This window comes from Sphingomonas sp. P4_G3 (assembly GCF_056401105.1).
The window spans coordinates 52,559-74,349 of sequence record NZ_JBFUJZ010000015.1; the positions used below are offsets into that span (position 1 = coordinate 52,559).

The 21,791-nt window shown below is 64.6% G+C and carries 14 protein-coding genes; 4 read left to right on the forward strand and 10 right to left on the reverse strand.

The window, feature by feature from the left end; all coding sequences use genetic code 11:
- Positions 1-48: 48 nt before the first annotated feature.
- A complete protein-coding gene (locus AC1DQQ_RS21770; RefSeq protein ID WP_478046751.1) occupies positions 49-1,335 on the forward strand; it encodes an APC family permease in 1,287 nt (428 codons plus the stop codon).
- Here the strand turns inward: AC1DQQ_RS21770 and AC1DQQ_RS21775 are convergent.
- Complete coding sequence (locus AC1DQQ_RS21775) at positions 1,315-2,922, reverse strand: phytoene desaturase family protein (RefSeq protein WP_478046752.1); 1,608 nt, start codon at positions 2,920-2,922, stop codon at positions 1,315-1,317. The two genes, AC1DQQ_RS21770 and AC1DQQ_RS21775, sit on opposite strands and share 21 nt — an antisense overlap.
- 161 nt (positions 2,923-3,083) lie before the next feature.
- Complete coding sequence (locus AC1DQQ_RS21780) at positions 3,084-4,283, reverse strand: aromatic ring-hydroxylating oxygenase subunit alpha (protein ID WP_478046753.1); 1,200 nt, start codon at positions 4,281-4,283, stop codon at positions 3,084-3,086.
- Positions 4,284-4,517: 234 nt separating this feature from the next.
- Between AC1DQQ_RS21780 and betI the strand changes: the two genes are divergently transcribed.
- Positions 4,518-5,183: a transcriptional regulator BetI gene (betI, locus tag AC1DQQ_RS21785; protein WP_478046754.1), complete on the forward strand. Its 666-nt coding sequence runs from the start codon at positions 4,518-4,520 to the stop codon at positions 5,181-5,183.
- Here betI and AC1DQQ_RS21790 read toward each other — a convergent pair.
- Complete coding sequence (locus AC1DQQ_RS21790; RefSeq protein WP_478046755.1) at positions 5,150-6,547, reverse strand: M20/M25/M40 family metallo-hydrolase; 1,398 nt, start codon at positions 6,545-6,547, stop codon at positions 5,150-5,152. The genes betI and AC1DQQ_RS21790 overlap by 34 nt on opposite strands.
- A 310-nt stretch (positions 6,548-6,857) precedes the next feature.
- Between AC1DQQ_RS21790 and AC1DQQ_RS21795 the strand changes: the two genes are divergently transcribed.
- Positions 6,858-7,499 carry a PilZ domain-containing protein gene (locus AC1DQQ_RS21795; RefSeq protein WP_478046756.1) on the forward strand — a complete coding sequence of 214 codons (642 nt, stop codon included), beginning with the start codon at positions 6,858-6,860 and terminating at the stop codon, positions 7,497-7,499.
- 114 nt (positions 7,500-7,613) lie between these two features.
- On the opposite strand, the gene AC1DQQ_RS21800 is transcribed toward AC1DQQ_RS21795, so the two are convergent.
- From AC1DQQ_RS21800 to bglX, 3 genes are all read right to left on the reverse strand, one after another.
- A complete protein-coding gene (locus tag AC1DQQ_RS21800) occupies positions 7,614-8,288 on the reverse strand; it encodes a DUF6445 family protein (protein WP_478046757.1) in 675 nt (224 codons plus the stop codon).
- The gene (locus AC1DQQ_RS21805) at positions 8,285-10,654 is read right to left on the reverse strand and encodes a glycoside hydrolase family 31 protein (protein WP_478046758.1); all 2,370 of its coding nucleotides are present in this window, start codon (positions 10,652-10,654) and stop codon (positions 8,285-8,287) included. Before AC1DQQ_RS21805 ends, AC1DQQ_RS21800 begins: the two co-directional genes overlap by 4 nt.
- Positions 10,655-10,778: 124 nt before the next feature.
- Positions 10,779-13,052, reverse strand: coding sequence for a beta-glucosidase BglX (bglX, locus tag AC1DQQ_RS21810; protein WP_478046759.1), 2,274 nt, complete (start codon positions 13,050-13,052; stop codon positions 10,779-10,781).
- A 354-nt stretch (positions 13,053-13,406) separates the two neighbouring features.
- Here bglX and AC1DQQ_RS21815 point away from each other — a divergent pair, with 354 nt between their 5' ends.
- Positions 13,407-16,457: a TonB-dependent receptor gene (locus AC1DQQ_RS21815; protein ID WP_478046760.1), complete on the forward strand. Its 3,051-nt coding sequence runs from the start codon at positions 13,407-13,409 to the stop codon at positions 16,455-16,457.
- A 52-nt stretch (positions 16,458-16,509) separates the two neighbouring features.
- On the opposite strand, the gene AC1DQQ_RS21820 is transcribed toward AC1DQQ_RS21815, so the two are convergent.
- The 4 genes from AC1DQQ_RS21820 to AC1DQQ_RS21835 form a co-directional block, all read right to left on the reverse strand.
- Positions 16,510-18,030 (reverse strand): tryptophan halogenase family protein, encoded by a 1,521-nt coding sequence (locus tag AC1DQQ_RS21820; protein ID WP_478046761.1) that lies wholly within the window; start codon positions 18,028-18,030, stop codon positions 16,510-16,512.
- Between the two features lie 93 nt (positions 18,031-18,123).
- Positions 18,124-19,464: an HlyD family type I secretion periplasmic adaptor subunit gene (locus AC1DQQ_RS21825; RefSeq protein WP_478046762.1), complete on the reverse strand. Its 1,341-nt coding sequence runs from the start codon at positions 19,462-19,464 to the stop codon at positions 18,124-18,126.
- Complete coding sequence (locus AC1DQQ_RS21830) at positions 19,461-21,248, reverse strand: type I secretion system permease/ATPase (protein ID WP_478046763.1); 1,788 nt, start codon at positions 21,246-21,248, stop codon at positions 19,461-19,463. The genes AC1DQQ_RS21825 and AC1DQQ_RS21830 overlap by 4 nt, the downstream gene beginning before the upstream one ends.
- Before the next feature lie 178 nt (positions 21,249-21,426).
- A partial coding sequence (locus AC1DQQ_RS21835) for a M10 family metallopeptidase C-terminal domain-containing protein (RefSeq protein WP_478046764.1) occupies positions 21,427-21,791 on the reverse strand: 365 nt, incomplete at its 5' end.

The following is a 21,791-nucleotide window of genomic DNA, read 5'->3' on the forward strand; positions in this document are numbered from 1 at the left end:
GCGCCGCGTCGGATGACGTGCTTTGCTGCGCGCCGAGGGAGCCGGGCGATGGATACCAGCGACAAAAGGCCTTTCGGATTCTGGACCGCGACCGCGCTGGTCGTCGGCGGAATGATAGGATCGGGCATCTTCATGATGCCCGCCGCGCTGGCGCCGTTCGGCTGGATCGGTTCGCTCGCCTGGATCGTCAGCATCGCCGGCGCGCTGGCGATCGCCTATACGATCGGCCGGCTGGCGCAGGCGATGCCCGAGGCGAGCGGCGCGGTGGCGATCACCGGCGCGGCGCTCGGCGAATTGCCGGGCGTGCTGGTCGGCTGGAGCTATTGGGTGTCGGTATGGACGGCGAATGCCGCGATCGCCACCGCGGCGGCGAGCTATCTGGCGGCGATCTTCCCGCCGCTCAATGCGACTCCCTGGCTCGGCGCGCTGACATCGATCGCCTTGCTGTGGCTGCTGACCTTGCTCAATCTTGCCGGCGCCCGCGCCGCCGGGCGATTCCAGGTGGTCACGACCATCCTGAAGCTGGCGCCGCTGATCGCCGTCGTCGTGATCGCGGTGTCGCTGGGCGCAGGCGGCGACGTCCATCTGCCGGTCTTGCCGACCGGGCAGGCGGTGATGGCGAGCATGGCCACCGCAGTGACGCTGACGCTGTTCCCGCTGGTCGGTTTCGAATCCGCCGGTGTCGCCGCCGAACGCGTGCGCGACCCCGCGCGCAACATCATGCGCGCCAGCATGGCAGGCACCGTCGTCACCGGATTGCTCTATATCCTGGTCTGCTCGGCGATCGTGCTGATCCTGTCGGCCGACGCGGTCGCCAAATCCTCGGCACCCTTCGCCTTGTTCGTCGGTCAGTTTTGGGGAAGCGGCGCCTCGCTGCTGGTCGCGTTGTTCGCCGCCATCGCCGCGATCGGTGCGCTCAACGGTTGGGTGCTGATCCAGGGCGAAGTACCGCTCGGCATGGCGCGTGCCGGATTGCTGCCTGCCTGGTTCTCGCGCGTATCGAGCCGCGATGTCCCGATCCGCGTCCTTATCGTCTCGTCGGCACTCGCGACCGTGCTGATCCTCTGCACCACCAGCCCGACCCTGGGCGGCGTGTTCCAGTTCATGGCGATCCTGGCGTCTTGCGCAACCTTGTGGCTCTACCTCGCGGTGTGCGTGGCCGCCCTCGTTCGCCGGATCGCGATCCCCGCCGCGGCGATCGGTCTGGTCTTCTCGCTGTTCGCCTTCTGGGGCGCGGGTTGGCAGGCCGCCGGCCTCAGCGTCGTACTGATGCTGAGCGCGATCCCGCTCTACTTCCTGCGCCCCAAAGCAATTCTAGCCGAACAGCCGGCCTAGCACCGAACGGTCGCGCAGAATCTCGTGCGCGGCATTGTGGCCCGGCGCACCGGTCACACCGCCGCCCGGATGCGTACCCGCACCGCACATGTAGAGACCCTTGATCGGGCTGCGGTAATCGCCGTGGCCGAGCACCGGGCGCGCCGCCCAGAGCTGATCGAGCGACATGTTGCCATGCATGATGTCGCCGCCGATCAGCCCGAACTTGCGCTCAAGATCGAGTGGCGAGTGGATCTGGCGCGCGATGATCGCCGCCTTGAAATTGGGCGCGTGCTCATTGACCGTATCGATGATCAAATCGGCCGCGGCCTCGCGCTCGTCATCCCATGAACGCCCGTCGGGAAGCGTGGGAGCGAATTGCTGGCAGAACAGGCTGGCGATGTGCATCCCCGGCGGCGCCAGGCTGTCATCGACCGAGGTCGGCAGCTTCATCTCGACGATCGGTTTTTTCGACCAGCCGAACGCCTTCGCGTCGGTGAACGCCTGGTCCATATAATCGAGCGTCGGCGAGATGATGATCCCGCAGGTATGATGCTCGGCCTTTTCCTTGCCGGGCAGCACGGTGAAGTCGGGCAATTCGCTGAGCGCGACGTTCATCCGGAAGGTGCCCGACCCGGCCTTGAATCGGTCCATGCGATGCGCGAATTCGGCAGGCAGGTCGGCGCGGTCGACCAATTGGCGGAAGAGCAATGCTGGCCCGGCGTTCGACGCAACGATCGATGCCGCGATTTCCTCTCCGCTTTCCAGCACGACGCCCGCGACCTTGCCGCCATCGACCAGCACCCGGGCGACTGGCGCCTCAAGGCTGATCTCGACACCAGCCTCTTCGCATGCCTCGGCCATGTACTGGGTGATCGCGCCCATGCCGCCGACCGAATGGCCCCACATACCCTTCTTGCCGTTGATCTCGCCGAACACGTGGTGGAGCAGGACATAGGCCGAGCCCGGCGTGTCGGGGCTGGCGTAATTGCCGACCACCGCGTCGAAGCCGAACGCAGCCTTGATATATTCGTTCTCGTACCAGCCATCGAGGAAGTCGCGCGCCGACTTGACGAACAGGTCCATCACGTCGCGCTGCGCCTCGATATGCATGCCGGCGAGCTTCTTGCCCTGCACGGCGGCGGCAATCAGCGCGCGCAAACCTCCGCCGGCATTGGGCGGCGTCTTGAGCGAGAGATCGCGCAATACGTCGGCGACGCGTTCGAGCGCTTCCTCATATTTGGGGAAGGTATCGGCGTCCTTCTGGCTGTAGCGCGCGAATTCGGCGCGCGTGCGGTCTTCGCCGCCGCCGAGCTTGAGATAGCCATTCTCGTGCGGAAAGAAGTTGCTGATCGTGCGCTCGATGATCCGCCAGCCGCGCTCGTGGAGGCGCATATCCTTGATCACCTTGGGGCGGAGCAGGCTGACCGTATAGCTCGCGGTCGAGTTGCGGAAACCGGGATGGAATTCCTCGGTCACCGCCGCACCACCGACGATATCGCGGCGTTCGAGCACGCGGACCTTGAGCCCGGCGCGCGCGAGATAGAAGGCGCAGACTAGGCCGTTATGGCCACCGCCGATGATGATCGCGTCGTATTTCTTGGTCATTCGCTCACCTTGCTCTTCTAGCCCTCTCCCGCTTGCGGGAGAGGGTTGGGTGAGGGTCTTCTTCTTTTTTCAAGTCGCCCGAAGAAGGAAGAAGGCCCTCACCCTCCCACCGCCTGACGGCGGCGGGCCCCTCCCTCTCCCGCACGCGGGAGAGGGGTTGTTTAATCGACCACCCTCGGCCGCCGCGACCATCCCGGCGCCGGCGCGCGATGCTGGCGGGCCTCCGGGATCAGATGCCGGATCTTCCTGGCGAAGCTGCGCAGGCACACCTCGCTCGCGCCGATCGGACCGGCGGTGTAGCTTTGCGACGCCATGCCCTGCTGGACGCGTTCGATCAGCCAGGTATCCTCGGCATTGACCACGCGGTTGATCCGCCAATTGGCGTAGCGCACCAGCTTCATCTCGCGGCGCTTATTTTCAGGTGTAAAGGCATCGGGCAGCGCGAACGCCATTTCGCGCAGCACGCTGGTGGTCGGCGTCAACGGCAGCCATTGCATGAAGTCGATCTGGTCGGCGTAGATGTCGAACGCCATGTTCGGCCAGAGCTTGTAATAGAGCCACAGCCGCTGGTTCGCCTCGGGCAAATGCTCCGCGCGCGGCAAATGCTTCTGGTAGAAGCGCTCCCAGACATTGTCCGACACGCGGTCGACGAGCCCGCCCGACATCTTGTCGACCCAAGGCTGGGCCTCGATCGCATAGCTCTTGCCGAACAAGCGGGTCAGCCCGTCATGCGCGACCGGGATGTGGAGATTGTCCGAATAATTGTCGCCGACATTCTTCCAATTGACCTGGCGCTCGCGCAGCCGGATCGGGCTGATGCAGCGCATGTCCTCGAAGCGATACGGCGCGATCTCGTGATCGTACGGCGCCATCATCGCCGCGACCGAGGGGCCGCCATTATCCTCCAGCCGGACGAACACGAAGCCGCGCCAGATCTCGACGTCTACTCCGGCGAGCCCGTTATCCTCCAGCCGCAGCGTTGGATAATCGCCCTTCATCGGCACACCCGACAGCCTTCCATCGGTCTCATAGGCCCAGGCATGGTACGGACAGACCAGCTTCTTCGCGCACCCCGCCGGTCCCTCGACCAGCCGCATCGCGCGATGGCGGCAGACATTGGCGAAGGCGCGAACCTGGCCATCTTGTCCGCGGATCGCGATCACACTTTCGCCGAGATAGTCGATCGTGTGGAAATCGCCGGGCTTGGCGATGTCGCTCTCGTGACAGACGATCTGCCACGACGGTCGCAGCACACGCGCCATCTCGACCTCGAAATATTCGGAGTCGGTATAGAGCCAGCCGGGCAAGCTCCAATCGGCGTCGGGATCGTGCTCCTCAATGTCCGCGTATCGATGCGCCATGGGCGAACTCCCGTTGCTTGTTGTACGATCGTATAATAAGAAAACCAGCAACACAACCGTCGTCATGCCGGGCTTGTCCCGGCATCCACCGTGCATCATGCAGCGACGGAGAGATGGAGGAGGACCCCGGGACAAGCCCGGGGTGACGAATTCACGCGCAAACTACCCTCTCCCGCTTGCGGGAGAGGAGCGAGACTTGGCAGCTTGCTGCCTAGTCGCAGCGGTGAGGGTCTTTTGGCTGGCGACGGAGAAAGAAGGAAGAAGACCCTCACCCAACCCTCTCCCGCGAGCGGGAGAGGGCTCATTAGGCGCGCCGAACCCGATGCGCGCCGCCAGAGCCTGATCGAGGCCACCGCGCGGGTGCTGGCACGTGACGGCGCGACCGGTGCCTCGGTCCGCCCGATCGCGGTCGAGGCGGGCGTCTCGCCGGGATTGATCAATCATTATTTCGCCGGGATCGAGACGCTGATCGCGGCGACCTATTCGGCAGTGGGCGATCAGGTCAGCAACGCGTTGGCCGCGGCGGTCGCCGCCGCGGGGGACGATCCGCGCGCGCGCCTCACTGCCTATGTCACCGCGAGCTTTGCCCCGCCGATCGCCGATCGCGCATTGCTCGCGACCTGGATCGCTTTCTGGAGCCTGACCGGCAAACCGCAGATCGCCGAACGCCACGACGCGATCTACGCACGCTATCGCGAGGATCTGGAGGCATTGCTCGCCGAATGCGGGATAGCGGCCGCCGACCGCCGCCTGACCGCGATCGCGATCACTGCATTGGTCGACGGCCTATGGCTCGAACTCTGCCTGTCGCCCGACAGCTTCACCGCCGACGAGGCACGGAGCCTCGCCGAGCGGCAATTGGCGAGCTATTTCGTCAGATCGGCGAACAGCGACAGATAATAAGTGATCCCCGGGGCGATGTTGCTGATCGGCGTGCGCTCGTTCAGCCCGTGGCTGAAATCCTCCGATTCCTTGATGAAGGTCGGGCTGGCGCCATAGCTCGGCACGTTGTGATAGCGGAACCACATGCTGTCCGACGCACCCGACGACATTGCCGGGAAGACCGGAACGCCGGGATAGACCTTGCCCATCGCGCGATTGACCGCGGCGATGAAATCGGGTCGCATCGGCGAAGCGTCGTTAGGGACCGAACCTTCGGTCACGTCCTTGAAGGCGATGGCGGGATCGCCCGCGACCTGTTGCAGCTCGGCCATGATCTCGGCGGGCTTGTGGCCGGGAAAGATGCGGCAATTGATATTGGCCGTCGCCTTTTGCGGCAGCGCGTTGATGGCATGGCCGCCATTGACCATGGTCGGCACGCAAGTCGTGCCGATCCGTCCGACCGTGCTCGGGTTGTTGCGCAGCACCGCCAGCGCTTTTTCGTCGCTGGGATTGGCGACGAACGCCTTGAGCGCGGCGCCGACTTCCGGCTCTTCATAAGGCGCGGCCTTGCTCAGCGCCTCGCGCGTCAGGTCGCTCATTTCAGGCTTGAAGTGATAGGCGCCGATCTTCTCGAGCGCGCTCGACAATTCGACGATCGCGTTGACCGGACGCGGCGCCGAGGAATGGCCGCCGGGATTGGTCACGGTCAGCTCGAAATCGGCATAGGTTTTTTCCGCGCCTTGCCAGGTCCAATATTTGGGCTTGGCGGTCGCCTCGTCGAGAATGCCGCCGCCGCCATCGATATTGAGCACGAGGTCGGCATTCTTGAGCTTCTCGGCGATGATCGCCGAGGTCTTCATCCGCGTCTCTTCGTCGCCCGAAAATTCGATGATGATCGTCCGTTTGGGTTTATAGCCCTCCCGGCGCAATTCGTTGAGCGCGGCGATCGCCATCGTGCCGTCGAGCTTCATGTCGGTGGCGCCGCGGCCGAACAGATAGCCATTCTCGACCACCGGCGTGAACGGATCGCGCTGCCAGTCGGACGGCTTGGCCTCGACCACGTCCATATGGCCCGAAATGACCAAAGGCTTGAGCTTGGGATCGCTGCCCGGCCAGGTCGCGATGAGATAGGCGGTGTCGTCGACCGGGGTGATCTCGATATCCTTGTCGGCGAACCCGCCCGCGACCAGCGCCGCTTTGTAGAGTGCCGCGACCTGCGGCGTCTGGTTGTTCGGACCTGTCACCGAGCGCAATGCGATCGCCTTTTTGGCGAGGTCGAGCGCCTCGGTTTCGGCCTGGGGATGCGTCGTCGTCTTGGGCGCCGCCGCGCCCGCCGTGGCCACCAATGCCGCCGCCATCGCGGCCAGTCCGAGCTTATTCATCAACGATCCCTTTATTGTTCGGACGCGACTTTCGACGATCCGCCGTTGAGGGGCAAGCGTAACAATCGTGCGCTGAAGTCGCTCATGCGGGGGTTTTTCGTCATGATCGCCGTTACTTGCAGCCGCTCGTCAGCACTTCATTAACAAACCTGCGTCACAGTGGACACCGGTGGACTGCGGCCGATCGGACTTTCCCGGAGAAGACGCCGTCCAGCGGGAAGTGTATCGCGTAGGATGAAGCTGGAGCCGGCGCCGCTATCATGGCGAGCGTTGGCACCGTTGGAGTGACATTTTCGACGTGGAGGGCCGCATGTTCGAATCGCGCGACGATGCGCCCCGGAGCAGTGCGCTATCGAGCGCAGCCCCGCTCGATGCGGAACGCCGCCACGGCGCGCGCCATATCGCGGTCATGCGCGTCGCCAAGCTGCACACGCGGCACGGCGAGGAACTCTGCCTGGTCCGCAACATCTCGCCCGGCGGACTGATGGCCAATATCTGGTCGGACTTGGCGATTGACGACCTGCTGACCGCCGAGTTCAAGTCGGGGCACCGCGCCTCGGGCCACGTCGTATGGCGGCGCGAGAATCGCATCGGCATGCAATTCGACCAGGATATCGATGTGCCCATCGTGCTGGGCGGCGACGAGGATCCCGCGCCGGGCTTCCACGCGCGCGCGCCGCGCATCAACATCGCGGCGCGCGGCCGCCTGCGTTGCGGCGCGCATTATTACGCCGTCGACCTGCGCGACATCTCCCAGGGAGGAGCGCGCATCACGTCCGCCGATCCCAATGTCTGGGAAAAGATCGACGGGCCGATCGTGCTGACCGTGACTGGCCTGCCGCCGATCGAAGGCACTGCGCGCTGGCACGATTCGAGCAATGCCGGGCTCGCCTTCAACACGCCAATCCCGCTCGACGCGATCGCCCGCTGGATCGCCGCGAACCGCGGCTAGGCTAGTTTCGTCGTCCCCCGTTCCGTCACCCCAGCGAAAGCTGGGGTCTCAGGCGAAGGCGCAATGCGGCTTGAGATCCCAGCTTTCGCTGGGATGACGCTAAGTGGAAACTATCTATCCTCTCCGCCCCTTGACGAAGATGTTGGCGGTCAGCCGCCCCAGGCGCGGATCGGCGTTGAACGCCATGTCGGGCAGAATGATTCCCGAATGGAGCATCGCCCCGCGATAGATCGCCAGCCGATCGCGCACGCCTTCGATCTGCCCGATCTGCTCGTAATGCTGGTTGGAACCGTGGGTGTATCCCGACAGATCGCCGTTCACGCGACGTGCCGTCGTAACGAAGCGCTCGACATTGCGGTCGTCGACCAGTTCGATGCCCGTCGCGCGCTGGCGAAAGAAGGCGGTGCCGGTTGTGTCGCTGAGATAATGAAGCAGTGCGAGATAATTGGAGTCGGTCGAATCGAAATGCGGGGCGCGTTGCGCCGGGTCGAGGGTCGCAGGCGCGCTCGTCACCATCGAGAAGCTCGCCTCGATCAGGTCGAACGTGTCGACATCGAACCCGCCGCCAATGAACGGCGCGGCGGCCCTGAGCAGCCGCTCGACATAGCCATAAGCATCGTCGCCCGTCTCAATCGGCCGGCGCAGTCCGGGGTAATAGCTGCCCGAACTTGACGGGAACGGTGCCATCGCCGCGGCCAATTCGACCAACTCGTCCACGGCGCCGGTGAAATCGTCGATGACGACCACCGGGCTCTGCGCCTCGCCGACATGACGCAGTTCGGGGGTCATGGCTGGATCGCGATCCGTGCTCCTCTGGGCAGATCGGGAAGCGAGAAGCGCAGCGCGCCATCGGCGACCCGGACGGCAATCCGCCTCGATCCCATCGTCACCTTGGGCACGCCGCCTTTCCAACCGTGGATCGCCACGTCGAATCCGCTCCACCACGGTTTGTAACTGCCGGTGCGCGGCTCGAAACTAAGCGACCCCGCGTCGCAACGGATCGCCTGGCGCAGAAAGTCGCCGCGCTGATTGGCGAAGCTGACTCCGTCATCGAGATAAAGCGATCCGGCGCAATCATTGCCCGGATAGACATTGATCTCCAGCGCCCCCTTCGGCGTCTCGCCGGTCGACTGGACCAGCGGCTGGCGCGGAATGATCGCGCCGGGACGGACGAACACCGGCAAGCGGTCGAGCCGCGGCGTTTCCTTCACCGAGGCGCCCTGCACCTGCTCGCCGGTCCAGTAATCGTACCAGCCGACGCCGGGCAGGCCGATATCGTATGGCGCGGGCGATTCCCAGGTCTGCGGTGGCGCGATCAGCAAGTCGCGGCCGAGCATGAACTGATCCTCGGTGCCGCCGACGCGGTCGCCGCCCTTCACCACCGCGGGATATTCGAGCACCACGGGACGCATCAGCGGCAGACCAGTACGGCTATTCTCCTCGGCCAGGCCGTAGAGATAGGGCATCAGCCGATAGCGTTCCTCGATATAGCGGCGGCGGATATTCTCCTGCTGCGCGCCGTGCACCCACACTTCCTGTTCGGGTTTCCCTTTCTGGTAATGGTCGCGCATGATCGGGTTGAACGCGCCGATTTCGATCCAGCGGGTGAGCAATTCGGGCGACGGCGCGTTGCCGGCGAATCCGCCGATGTCCGCGCCCGAATAGGCAAAACCGGAAAGCCCGAGGCTGGATAGCTGCGTGGTCGAGAGCGACAGATGCGCCCAGCTCGACGTGTTGTCGCCGGTCCAGGTCGCCGAACAGCGCTGACCGCCCGCATAGGAGGCGCGGGTCATCACGAACGGCCGGCGATCGGGCGCGAGCTTTTTCACGCCTTCGTAGGTCGCGCACGAATTGAGCATGCCGGTGATGTTGTGCGTCTCGGCCTGGGTCGTCTTGCGCGGCTTGAAGCCGGGCGAGTCGATCGTGTTGACGACATCGATCGGCATCGTCTTGGTCGGCGAGTTGAACACCGCCGGCTCGTTCATGTCGTTCCAGAAGCCGGCGACGCCCATGCCGACAAACTCGGCATAATTGCGCCCCCACCAGTCGCGCGCCTTGGCCTGGGTGAAATCGGGGAACACTGCGGCGCCCGGCCAGACCGGACCGACGAATGGGGTGCCGTCGGGGTTCTTCATGAACACATCCGCCGCCATGCCGCTGTCATAGGGCGCGTAGCCCTGGTTCGGCAGGCTGGCGATATGGAGGTCGGTGATGACGACCAGTTTCATCTTCATCGCGTCGAGCTTGCTGACCAGCCCGGGCAGGTCCGGATAGGCTTTCTTGTCGACGGTGAACGGCCGGTTGCGGTCCTGGTAATCGATGTCGAGCCACAGCACGTCGGCCGGGATCTTGTCGTTGCGCAGGCGGTCGGCGATGCCCTGCGCCTGGACCTGGGTCATGTAGCTCCAGCGCGACTGCTGGAAGCCGAGCGCCCATTTCGGGGTCAGCGGCGCCGGGCCGGTCAGGTACGCATAATCCTGGACCACGTCCTTGGGCGTCGCCCCCGCCATTACGTAATAGTCGACGCCGCCTCCTTCCGCACCGAACGAAAAGGCCGCGCGCTCGGACTTGCCGAGGTCCATGAACCCGCGCCATGTGTTGTCCATGAACAGGCCGTAGGTGCCGCCCGCCTCGTTCAGGCCGATAATGAAGGGGATCGACTTGTAGATCGGATCGGTCGCCGGCGTGTAGCCGAACTGGTCCGTGTTCCAGAAAGTATAGGCGCCGCCACGGCGATCGAGCGGCCCGGTCTTGTCGCCCAGGCCGAAGAAATGCTCGTCATTCGGCATCGCCTTGCGGACACGGAAGCCGCCATTGTCGAAGCTGATCGGCGTGCCCGGTGCATCGGCCAGGATCGTCTTGCCGGCGAGATCGGTGATGGTGATCGCCAGCGACTTGTCGTCGATGCGGACGATCAGCTGCGCGGTGCGGATTTCGGTCGTGTCGCCCTTGTCGCTGATCTCGAGCGGCGCACGGGTTTCGCGCGATTGCGGCAGGACCGCCCAGGACGCATCCTCGGGCAGCGATCCTTCGCCCGCGCGGACGCGGATAATGTCGGCGCGCGGCGCGCTGATCTCGATTTTGATGCCGTTGGCGGAGGCGGTGTAATGGTCGACCGGCTTCGCCGCCGCGACCCCAGGGACGAGCGCCAGCACCGACGCAGCCAATCCCAGCCAGTGCTCCTGCGAAAGCAGGAGCCTAGAGTCACGAGCGACACGGCCTGCGACCCTGGGTTCCTGCTTTCGCAGGAACACTGACTTGGACACATGTCGCCGCATTCTATGCTCCAGCCTTGAGGACGAAGGTGGCGGAAGTTCCCGCCATCGCGTTCGGCGCGATCCATACATCGAACGCGCCGGGCTCGGCATAGCTCTTCTTGTCGGGGTGGGCGAAGCCGAGATCGGCGCGACTGAGCGTGAAGGTCACCGTCGCGCTCTGGCCGGGCGCGAGATCGAGGTGCTTGATTCCCTTCAACGCGCGGACCGGCTGGGTCAGGCTCGCCACCTTGTCGTTGATGTAGAGCTGCGCGACCTCGTGCATCGGCCGAGTGCCGGTGTTGGTGACGGTCGCGGTGACGGTGACCGATCCCGCCCAGGGAATGCTCGTCGCACTGACGCTCGTCGCCGAATAGCTCGCGCTCGAATAGGTCAGGCCGTAGCCGAACGGATAGAGCGGCTCGTCGGTCACTTCGCGATAGCGCGCTTTGTAGGCCTTGTCGTCGGTCAGCTGCGGACGACCGGTGCGGCGGTGATTGTAATAAAAGGGCTCCTGACCCGAGGCTTGAGGGAAACTCACCGGCAAGCGCCCTTGCGGTGCGTAATCGCCGAACACCACGTCGGCGATCGAATTGCCCGTCTCCGAGCCGAGGAACCAGGTCGCCAGGATCGCCGGCGCGGTCTTGACCGCACCCGTCAACGCCAGCGCGCGACCATGGCGGAGCAGCACGACGATCGGCTTGCCGGTTGCGGCGACCGCCTCGGCCAGTGCCAGTTGCGGCGCGGGCACGCCGATATCGACGCGCGCTTGCGCCTCGCCCGACATGCTGGCGCTTTCTCCGAGCAACAGCACGACGACATCGGCCTCCTTCGCCAGCCGCACTGCCTTGTCGAGCTCACCGTCGATCGGCGCCTCATAGTCCGATCCGCGCGTCACGCTCAGCTTTGCCTTGCCCTCCAGCGCGGCGCGGAATCCTTCCTCGACCGTCACGCAGCTCTCGTAATCGGGGAAATTGGCCCAGGGCCCGGGATAATCGCCCTTCTGGCTCACGGCCGGCCCGATCAGCGCGATCTTGCCCGCTTTCTTGAGCGGCAGCAGATTGCCTTCGTTCTTGAGCAGCACCATCGACTTGCGGCCCGCCTCGCGTGCCAGCGCGATTGCGTCTGGGCGGCGGACGTCGCGCGCCTCGCGCACCGGGTCGAGCGAGCGATAGGGGTTGGCGAACAATCCCATCGCTTTCTTGACGTAAAGCACGCGGCGGACCGCGGTATCGACCACGGACATCGGGATACGACCAGCCTTCACGAGATCGGGAAGGTGCTTCCAATAGAGCCCGGACTGCATCGAGATATCGCACCCCGCGGTCAGCGCCTTGACCACCGCGTCGGGGCCGTCGGCGGCGTAACCGTGCAGGATCAATTCCTCTTCCGAGGTGTAATCGCTGACCACCAGTCCCTTGAATCCCCATTCGCCGCGCAGGATGTCGGTCAGCAGATAATGATTGGCGGTCGACGGCACGCCGGCAATGTCGTTGAAGCTCGACATGGTAGTGATCGCGCCGGCATCGAACGCCGCCTTGAACCCCGGCAAATGGATTTCGCGCAGGGTCGTCTCGGGAATATCGGCAGTATTGTACTCCATCCCACCCTGGACCGCGCCATAAGCGGCGAAATGCTTGGGGCAGGCGAGCATCGAATCGTCGCGGCGAATATCAGGGCCCTGGAAACCGCGGACCCGCGCGCGGGCCAATTGCACGCCGAGCCAGGTGTCCTCGCCTGACCCCTCGACCACGCGGCCCCAGCGCTGATCGCGCGCGACATCGACCATTGGTGCGAATGTCCATTGGATACCCTTGGCCGATGCCTCGACCGCCGCGGCGCGCGCGGTACGCTCGGCCAGGCCGGGATCGAAGCTGGCGGATTCGCCCAGCGGCACCGGGAAGCTGGTCTTCATCCCATGGATGACGTCGCCGGCGAAGATCAGCGGAATCTTGTGCGGCGATTCCTCGATCGCCACGCGTTGTAGTTCGCGGCCGATCGTGGTGCCGATGCCGTTGAACAGGCCGACGATCTCGCCGCGGCGGATGCGCGCTTTGAGCTCGTCGATCCCTTGCTTGGCGAGGCCTGGGTTGAGCACCGGCCCCTCGGTCCGCGCCGCCAGCGGGTCGGAATAGATCGACAGCTGACCCGCTTTGTCCTGGATGCTCATCTTGGCGATCAGCCGCTCGATGAACGGGTCGGTCGCCGGCACCGCTTTGGCGAGCGCGGGCAGCCCCGCCGACACCATCGCGACCGCTGACGCGCCCTTCAGGAGAGTTCGGCGGGACAGATCGGTCATGGCTTTTACTCCGCTTGTGATGCCGTCCCGCAACAGGCCCGGCAAATCCGGCCCCGCGCGATTCGCGGCAGTCGATTTCTGCTTGGCGAATGCGCATGAAACCGGTTACGGTGCAACTGTGGAACCGGTTACGCGACCGTGAGAGTCGATCCCGTCCACCCGGCAGAGCTTGCCGGCGGAGGAGAGGATTCAGATCAAGGCGATGGCTGCAAGCCAATCACACCCAGCGATAGCCGAAGGGCGCCCGGACGGCACCGGCGACCGCCATGCGCGGCGCGCGCGAAGCATTGTGACATCATAACCGACAAACAACTGGACAAAGGGCGCTCGCGCCCGCGTGCAAGGGGAATTGAGATGACGAACCTGATGAGGGCCAGCCTGCGGACCGCACTCGCGACCACCATCCTGGCCGGCGGCGCGCTTGCGCTGGCCATGCCGGCTTCCGCGCAGACGACCTCGACCATTCAAGGACATGTCGATGGTGCCGCCGCCGGCGCGACCGTGGTGCTCACGGATACGAACACCGGCCATCAGGATACCGTCAAGGTCGACGCCAATGGCAATTACGTGTTGGTGGGGGTCCCGCCGAGCACCTATCGCGTAGCCTCGGGCGACAAGTCCGTCATCGTCGTCGTGCCGCTGGGCCAGGCAGTCACCGCTGATCTGATCGCGGCGCCGGAGAACACCAAGGACATCGTCGTGACTGGTTCGCGCGCCCGCGACGTCAAGACGCCGACCATCAGTACCAACATCTCGCGCTTCCAGCTCGAGAACCTGCCCAACGGCGACCGCAACTTCCTGAATTTCGCCGCGCTGGCGCCCGGCGTCACCGTCGAAGCCCCCACGCTCGGCGGCAGGGCCCGTCGGGTTCAGGCGGGCGGCGTCAATTCGGACAATACCAACACGTTCATTGACGGCATCAGCATCAAGAACCTGGTCAACCACGGCGGCACGCTCGGGCAGAACCTATCCTCGGGTAACCCGTTCCCGGCATCGGCGGTCGACCAGTTCGACGTCCAGACGCAGAACTTCAAGGCAGAGTTCGAGCAATCGGGATCGGCCGTGATCTCGTCCGTGACGAAAACGGGCGGCAACGAATTCCACGGCGAGCTCTTTGGCGAATGGCAGCCCAAGGCGTTCATCAGCGAGAATTTCGACGACCGGCCGGGTGGCCGCAACAACGCGACGCGCCCGTACAAGCAGAAGCCCGATTTCGACACCAAATATTATGGCGGCAATCTCGGCGGCCCGATCATCAAGGACAAGCTGACGTTCTTCGTCGATTTCGAAGGGACCAAGAAGACCTTCGGCTCGAATGATATCGGCGTCTATCCGACATCAACACAATTTCCCACCGGATTAAGCGCTCCCACTCCTGCAGCGGCAGCCTATGCTCAAAGCGCCCGGTCGCAATATAACGGCAGTTTCGCGGCGGACTTCAATGAGAAGCTGTATTTCGGCAAGTTGACATTTTTCGCGACGTCGCAAGATACCATCAATGTCAGCGCGTTCATTCGTAACGAGTCCAATCTCCAGATCAACGGAGGTGTGACGACGACCGACGCATCGACGAGGAACCGAAACGACGAGCACCGGTATCAGCTCACTTGGGCTCACCGCGGTGAAAATTGGCTCAATGAGTTCATCTTCGCGCGCGATGCCGCAGCCAACGGGGCGATACCCAATACTCCTGGTTCATCCTATGTCGTCGTCGATGGTGGTCCGGGAAACACACCGAACGTGGGCAGCGCGAGAGTTATCGCCCTTGGCGGGACGAATTTTACGCAGGATGACCATCAGTATCAGACGCTATTCAAGGACAATGTGACGTTTTTCGGTGGCGCGCATACGGTCAAGGCCGGTGTGAAGGTCAATTTCACCAAACTGCAGCGCCTTGAGGATAACAATAGCCAGGGCACATTCTTCTATAACGGCAATACTTTCACCGGAATCGGTTCGTCGACGCCCTTCGCAGCGTCGATCAACACTGCCGCGGTCCAGCCGGTCACCGCGAAGAACACCGAGGTGGGCCTGTTCATCCAGGACGACTGGAAACCCGACGACCATTGGCAGGTCAGCGCTGGCCTGCGTTGGGACTATGAGTCCAATTCGCGCAACGAAAAGTTCGTGACGCCGGCCAACATTGCGGCCGCGATCCGCGCCTATCCTGGCTGGAAGGCAGCGGGAATCAACCCTGACGACTACATCTCGACCGGCAGCAATCGTAAGCCGTTCACGGGCGCGTTTCAGCCGCGTCTGGGCATCTCCTACGATGTGAAGGGCGATCGCGACCTGGTCTTCACGATCGGCGGCGGCCGTTACTACAACCGGTCGTTGTTCATCGATTCCGCGCTGGAGACTATCAAGGACGTTTACGAATCGGTCGTGACCATCAACACGCCGCCCAATTGCACCCTGGGCACCCTGGGCTGCGTCACGACGATCCCGACCGACGTCACCGCACTGCGTGCGCTGGCCGCGATGCGGGGCGGCGAAGTGCACCTGATGAACAACAACACCAAGGTGCCCTATTCTGACCAGTTCAGTTTCGGGGTCCGGAAGCGGCTCGGCAAGATCAATACCTCGATTTCCTTCTCGTACATCAAGTCGCACAACATCTATCAGGAAGTCGTCGGCAACCGGAATCCGGACGGGAGCTACAATCCGGGCGGCAACCCGGTCTTCACCTACGACGGCAACGTCTATGCTGGCGGCATCTTCTTCCCGTCAGGCGCCCTCAGCACCGCGCCGTTGCCTGGCTACGGCAGCATCTTCATCGGCAACAGCGACGGCAAGGCCACCTATGCCGCGTTGTACCTGCAGGCCGACAAGCCCTATACCGAGGAATCGGGCTGGGGCTTCAGCACGACGCTGACCATTTCCAGCGCCCGGTCCAACGACTCACGCAATGGCGCCAATATCGGCGATCCCTTCAACTTCGATGCGCCAACGATCGGCGCCCAGGGCTGGGGCAGGTCGAGTGGGCTCGAGCGGTGGCGGTTCGTCGGCACGGGTACCGTCCGGTTGCCGCTGGATATCCGCGCAACGACCTTCCTGACCCTGTCGTCGGGGCCATATTATGGCGGCGTCCTGTGTGGCATTCCCGCGCCCGCCGTCGACGGCTGCTACACGACCAATTTCGGCATCTACAAGCCGGGCGGCATCGGCTACGCGAACATCGACTTCAATTTCTCCAAGACGTTCAAGATGCCGTGGGCGAAGTCGCATGAGCTGACCGTCTATTTCCAGGCACTCAACGCGTTCGACATGGTCAACCGCAACTACTCGATGTGGGGCGGCGGCTTCCGTAACGTCGGCGACGCCGGCGCGAGCGGCCGGTACGATCTGGGCGGCGTGGCGAGCCAAGGTCGCAACTTCAAAGTCGGCGCCCGCTACAAGTTCTAAGTAAGGGGGCAGGCAAGGGACGGACGGCGACTGCCGGTCCGTCCCTTGCCTGTTAAGCCGCTACCGCCGGCGCCTTGCAATAAAGATCGATGAAGGCGGCGTGATCGGGCATCCGCCCCGCGGCATCGGCAATCACTTCCTCGATATCGCCCAGGAACGATGCCCGGACATCGTCCGGCATGATCGCCGCGTTGGGATCGTGCCCCATCGCGAACCCTTGTCCCAGCAGGACCTGGACCCAGCTTTCGACGCGGAACAGCTCGGCCGCCGCGCGCTTGTAGAAGCGCCCCGACGACGCGAACAACTCGAGCCGTTCGGTCAGGCTGTCGGGAACCGCCATGTTCTTGAGATACGCCCAATAGGGCGTGTCCTCGCGATCGGTCACCTTGTAATGCGCCACGATGAAGTCGCGCACGTCGGTGAATTCGAAATCGTGCTGGCGGTTATATTCGGCGACATCGGCGGCGGCGAACCCGCGGTGCGGGAACAGGCCGAGCAGCTTGATGATCCCGGTCTGGATGAGATGGATGCTGGTCGATTCGAGCGGCTCGAGAAACCCCGACGACAGGCCGATCGCGACGACATTCTTCTCCCACGCCTTGCGCCGCTTGCCTGGGCGAAACCGCACCGGACGCGGATCGGCGATCGGCCTGCCGTCGAGATTGGCGAGCAGCACCGAGGCCGCTTCGTCGTCCGAAATATGGTTGCTCGAATAGACGTGGCCATTGCCGGTGCGGTGCTGGAGCGGGATCCGCCACTGCCAGCCATGATCGCGCGCCGTCACGCGCGTATAAGGCGTGAGCGGTGACACGCGCTCGCACGGCACCGCCAGCGCGCGGTCGTTGAGCAGCCAGTGGCTCCAGTCCTCATAGTCGATGCCGAGCGCCTGCCCGATCAGCAGCGCGCGCATCCCCGAGCAATCGACGAACAGGTCGCCATCGACCGTCCGCCCATCCTCCATCACGAGGTGATCGACATGGCCGGTCTCGCCATCGAGCTTGACGTCGACGATCTTGCCCTCGATCCGCTCGACCCCCGCCGCTTCCGACCGCACGCGCAGGTAGCGCGCGAGCAGCGACGCATCGAACTGATAGGCGAAGTCCAGCCCGGCCATCGGCGACGCCGGGTTGCGCGGATCGGGAAACGAGAATTTGTTGGCCATCCCGGCCGCGCAATTGAGCGCGTAGTCGTCGAAATGCCGCGCCTTGCCCGCCGCGCGTTCGAGCAGCCACAATTGGTGCGTGTGCAGCCACATGAAGTCCTGCCCGATCCGCCCGAAGCCGTGGAAATAGCGATCATTGCCGTTCTTCCAGCCGACGAAATCGATCCCCAGTTTGAACGTCGCCTGGGTCGCGCGGATCATCTCGACCTGGTCGATCTCCGCGATGGTCATATAGTCGCGGATCGCCGGGATCGTCGCTTCGCCCACCCCGATGATGCCGATCTCGTCCGACTCGATCAGTCGAATGTCGTAGCTCTGGAACAAATGCGAGAGCAGCCCGGCGGTCATCCAGCCCGCGGTGCCGCCGCCGACGATGGTGATGGTCTTGAGCGGCGCGTTGGGCGCGGTCATGCGATGATCCCCTCGGACGGCGCTCGATCGACGAAGTGCGCGGCGCCTTACCCGATCCTTAGCCCAGCCGCCCCGTCCCGGTAAACGGTTCCATCAGCCTTCGCTGCGCATCGAATAGCGCAATTGGTCGAGCAGCGGCTTGACCAGGAACGACAGGATCGAGCGGTCGCCGGTCTCGACAAAGGTCTCGGCCGGCATGCCTGCCTTGAGCGCGATCTGCGGCGCCCTCGCCAGCGCGCCGGCGTCTAGCCGCACCTTGATCCGATAATAGCTCTGGCCGGTGCGCTGGTCGGAGGTGAGGTCGGGCGAGACGAAGATCAGCTTGCCGGAAATGTCCGGCGTGGTCTGACGGTTGAAGCCCGAAAAGGTGACTCGCGCGGCCTGACCGACGCGAACCTGGTCGACATCCTGCGGGCGAATCCGCGCCTCGACGATCATAGTGTCGCGATCGGGCACGATCTGGAGCAGCGGCTGCGTGGGCGGCACCGCGCTGCCGATCGTGGTATAGGCGATCTTGTCGACCACGCCCGATTGCGGCGCGCGGATCTCGCTGCGGTCGACCGTGTCGGTGGTGGTGGCGACGCGGACTTGCTGGTCGTTGAGCTGGCCGACCACTTCGGCCAGCTGGGTACCGGCGTCGCTGCGGATCTGCTTGTCGACGTTGAGGATCTGCTCGTTCGCCTCGGAAATATGCGCGCGCGCCTCGGCGATGTTCGATTCGAGCGCGGCCTTGCTGCCCTTCATCTGGACCGCGGTGCGCTCCATCTCGTTGAGACGGTTGATCGTCACCAGCTGGCGGTCGTGGAGTTTGCGCAGCCCGGCGAGCTCGGGCTCGATCAACGTCATCTGGCTTTCGATCGCCGCGATCTGCGCCTGATAGCTGGCGATCTGCTCGTCATATTGGCGCACGCGCTGGTTGAGCAATGCGATCGATCCGTCGCGCTCGCGCCGGCGCAGCGCGAACAATTGCCGCTCGCGTGCCATCGCTTCGCTGGCACGCGCGTCGGCCTTGGTAGTGAGGTCGGGCGGGAACAGGATCGAGGAGGCGCCATCACGTTCCGCTTCCAGCCGCGCGCGCCGCGCGAGCAATTGCTCAAGGCCCAACGCGGCGGACTCGGCGCCGACCGACGACACGCCCTGGTCGAGCCGCATCAGCAGCTGCCCCTTGGCGACATGATCGCCATCGCGGACCATCAACGCCTTGAGGATGCCGCCGGTCGGATGGATCAGCGTCTTGACGTTCGATTCGACCGCGACCTCGCCCGACCCGACCACCGCGCCGCCGACCTGGAGCATCGCCGACAGGCCGAAAAAGCCGAGCACCAAGGCTGCGATCAGCACATAAGCGCGCCGCGTACGGAGACGCAGCCGCTCGGCGCCGGGATCGGGCTCGGCATCGGGCCAGAAAGCGTGGAGCGGGACCTGCGCGGTCATTGCCCGGCCTTCTTGCTGACGACCAGTCCGCCGGGTCCCTTGCCGCCGCTCCCGTCGCGCGCCACCGGATCGGACCGGGGTGCTTGCTGCGGTGGCGGCGCGAGCTTGGCCAGCACCTCGTCGCGCGGCCCGAAGGCCTGCGCGGTGCCGCCGCGCATCACCAGCAACAGATCGACCACGCTCAATATCTCGCGGCGATGCGCGACCAGCAGGACGATGCCGCCCCGCGCTTTCACCCCGGCGACCGCGCGCGCCAGTGCCACCTCGCCATCGGGGTCGAGGTTCGAATTGGGTTCATCGAGCACGACCAGGAACGGGTCGCGATAGAGCGCGCGGGCAAGCGCGATGCGCTGACGCTGGCCGGCGGACAATTGCTGGCCGTCCTCGCCGACCTGGAGGTCGTAGCCGCCCGGCAATTGCACGATCAGTTCGTGCACGCCCGCCGCCTTGGCCGCGGCGATCACCACGTCGGACGGCGCACCGACCTCGAACCGCGCGATATTCTCGGCGATCGTGCCGGCGAACAATTCGACCGATTGCGGGACATAGCCGATCGAGCGGCCGAGCGTCTCGCTATCCCATTGCTGGATCGCCGCGGCGTCGAGCCGGACCGCACCCTTGGCCGCTTTCCACACCCCGAGCACGCCGCGCACCAGAGACGATTTGCCCGACGCACTGGGGCCGATGATCCCGACAACCTGCCCCGCCTGTGCTTGGAAGCTGACCCCGGCGACGGTGGTCAGCTGGCTGCCCGGCGGGGTCAACGAGAGATTGTCGACGATCAGCGACTTGGCCGGCGGCGGCAATTCGGTGCGCTCGCCGACCGGCGGCGGGACTTGCCCGAACAATTTGTCGAGCCGAGCCCAGGCCTGGCGCGCGCCGACGAAATGCTTCCAATTGGCGATCGCCGCATCGACCGGCGCCAGCGCGCGGCCCGACAGGATCGAGCTGGCGAAAATGATCCCCGCGGTCGCCTTGCCGTCGATCACCAGCATCGCACCAACGGTCAGCACGACCGATTGCAGCACCATCCGCGCCACCTTGCTGATCCCCGACAAGGTCGCGGTGGTGTCGGTCAAGGTCGCCTGCTGATCGAGATAATCGTGATGGATCCGCCGCCATTGCAGCATCAGCCGGTCGCGCATGCCGAGCGCGGTGATGATCTCGGCATGGCGCCATTGGCGATCGGCGAGCAGGCGCCGCTTCGCCGCCGCCTGCGCGACCGCCGCGACATGGCGCCCGCTGACGCGTTCGGCGACCAGGGTCAGCGCGGCGAGGCCCAGCATCCCGACCAGGGTCACCACGCCCAGCCAGTAATGCACTGCGGTCAGGATGATCAGGAACAGCAGGATCCAGGGCAGATCGATCAGCGCCGGCGGCCCGGCGCTGGCGATGAACGCGCGCAATTGGTCGAGGTCGCGCACCGGGCTGACCTGTTCCTTGGCCTCGGGCCGTTCGAGCGCGATGCGTGCCTCGATCGCCTGGACACGCCCGGACAGCGAGCGGTCGAGCGACGCGGCGACGTCGGCCAGCATCTTCGAGCGCATCACGTCGAACACGCCGTAAAAGGCATAAGCGATCAGGATCATCGCGAAGACGCTGAACAAGGTCGGCAGGCTCTGCGCCGGCAACACGCGGTCATAGACCAGCATCAGATACAGCGAGCCGGTGATCGTCAGCAGGTTGATGAACGCACTGAGCGCGACGATCGCGCCGAACCCACCGCGCAGCTTGGCCAGCGCGGCGCGAATTTCGGATTCCTTATGGCCCCCGGGGCGCGCCATTGTACGCTTTCTACTGATCGACCTCGATCGATAGACGCATACTCGAATGAATCCAATGCGATCGTTACGCTGCCGCGGTCACAAGATGCAATTCCACCTCACGCAGTTGCACCGCAGCAACGTCCCGCGAGGCGATGGAGTTGGTTTGCGCCAACCCATCGCTACGGCGGGTTACCGCTCAGCCATGCAGGACCGAGACCGCGGCGATCCCACCATGCCAGCTACCATCGGTGCCAAGGTCGGCCATGAACGGCTGCATCTGCACCGCCGCGGCGCTGTTGCCGACCCCGATGAAGTCGCCTGAATGGAGTTGCGCGGTAGTGACCCCGGTCAAGGTCAGCTGGTCGCCATTGCCGAGGGCGATCACCGCATTGCCGCCGACATCGTGCGTGGCGTTGATCACGTCCTGGTAGCTGGCAAAGCCGATAGCGGTGAGGTCGATCTTGTCGGTCCCTGTGACGAAGTCGCCGATACTGTCCTGGCCGGTGCCGTGGGCGAACACGAACTTGTCGGCACCACCGCCGCCGAACAGCGTGTCGTTGC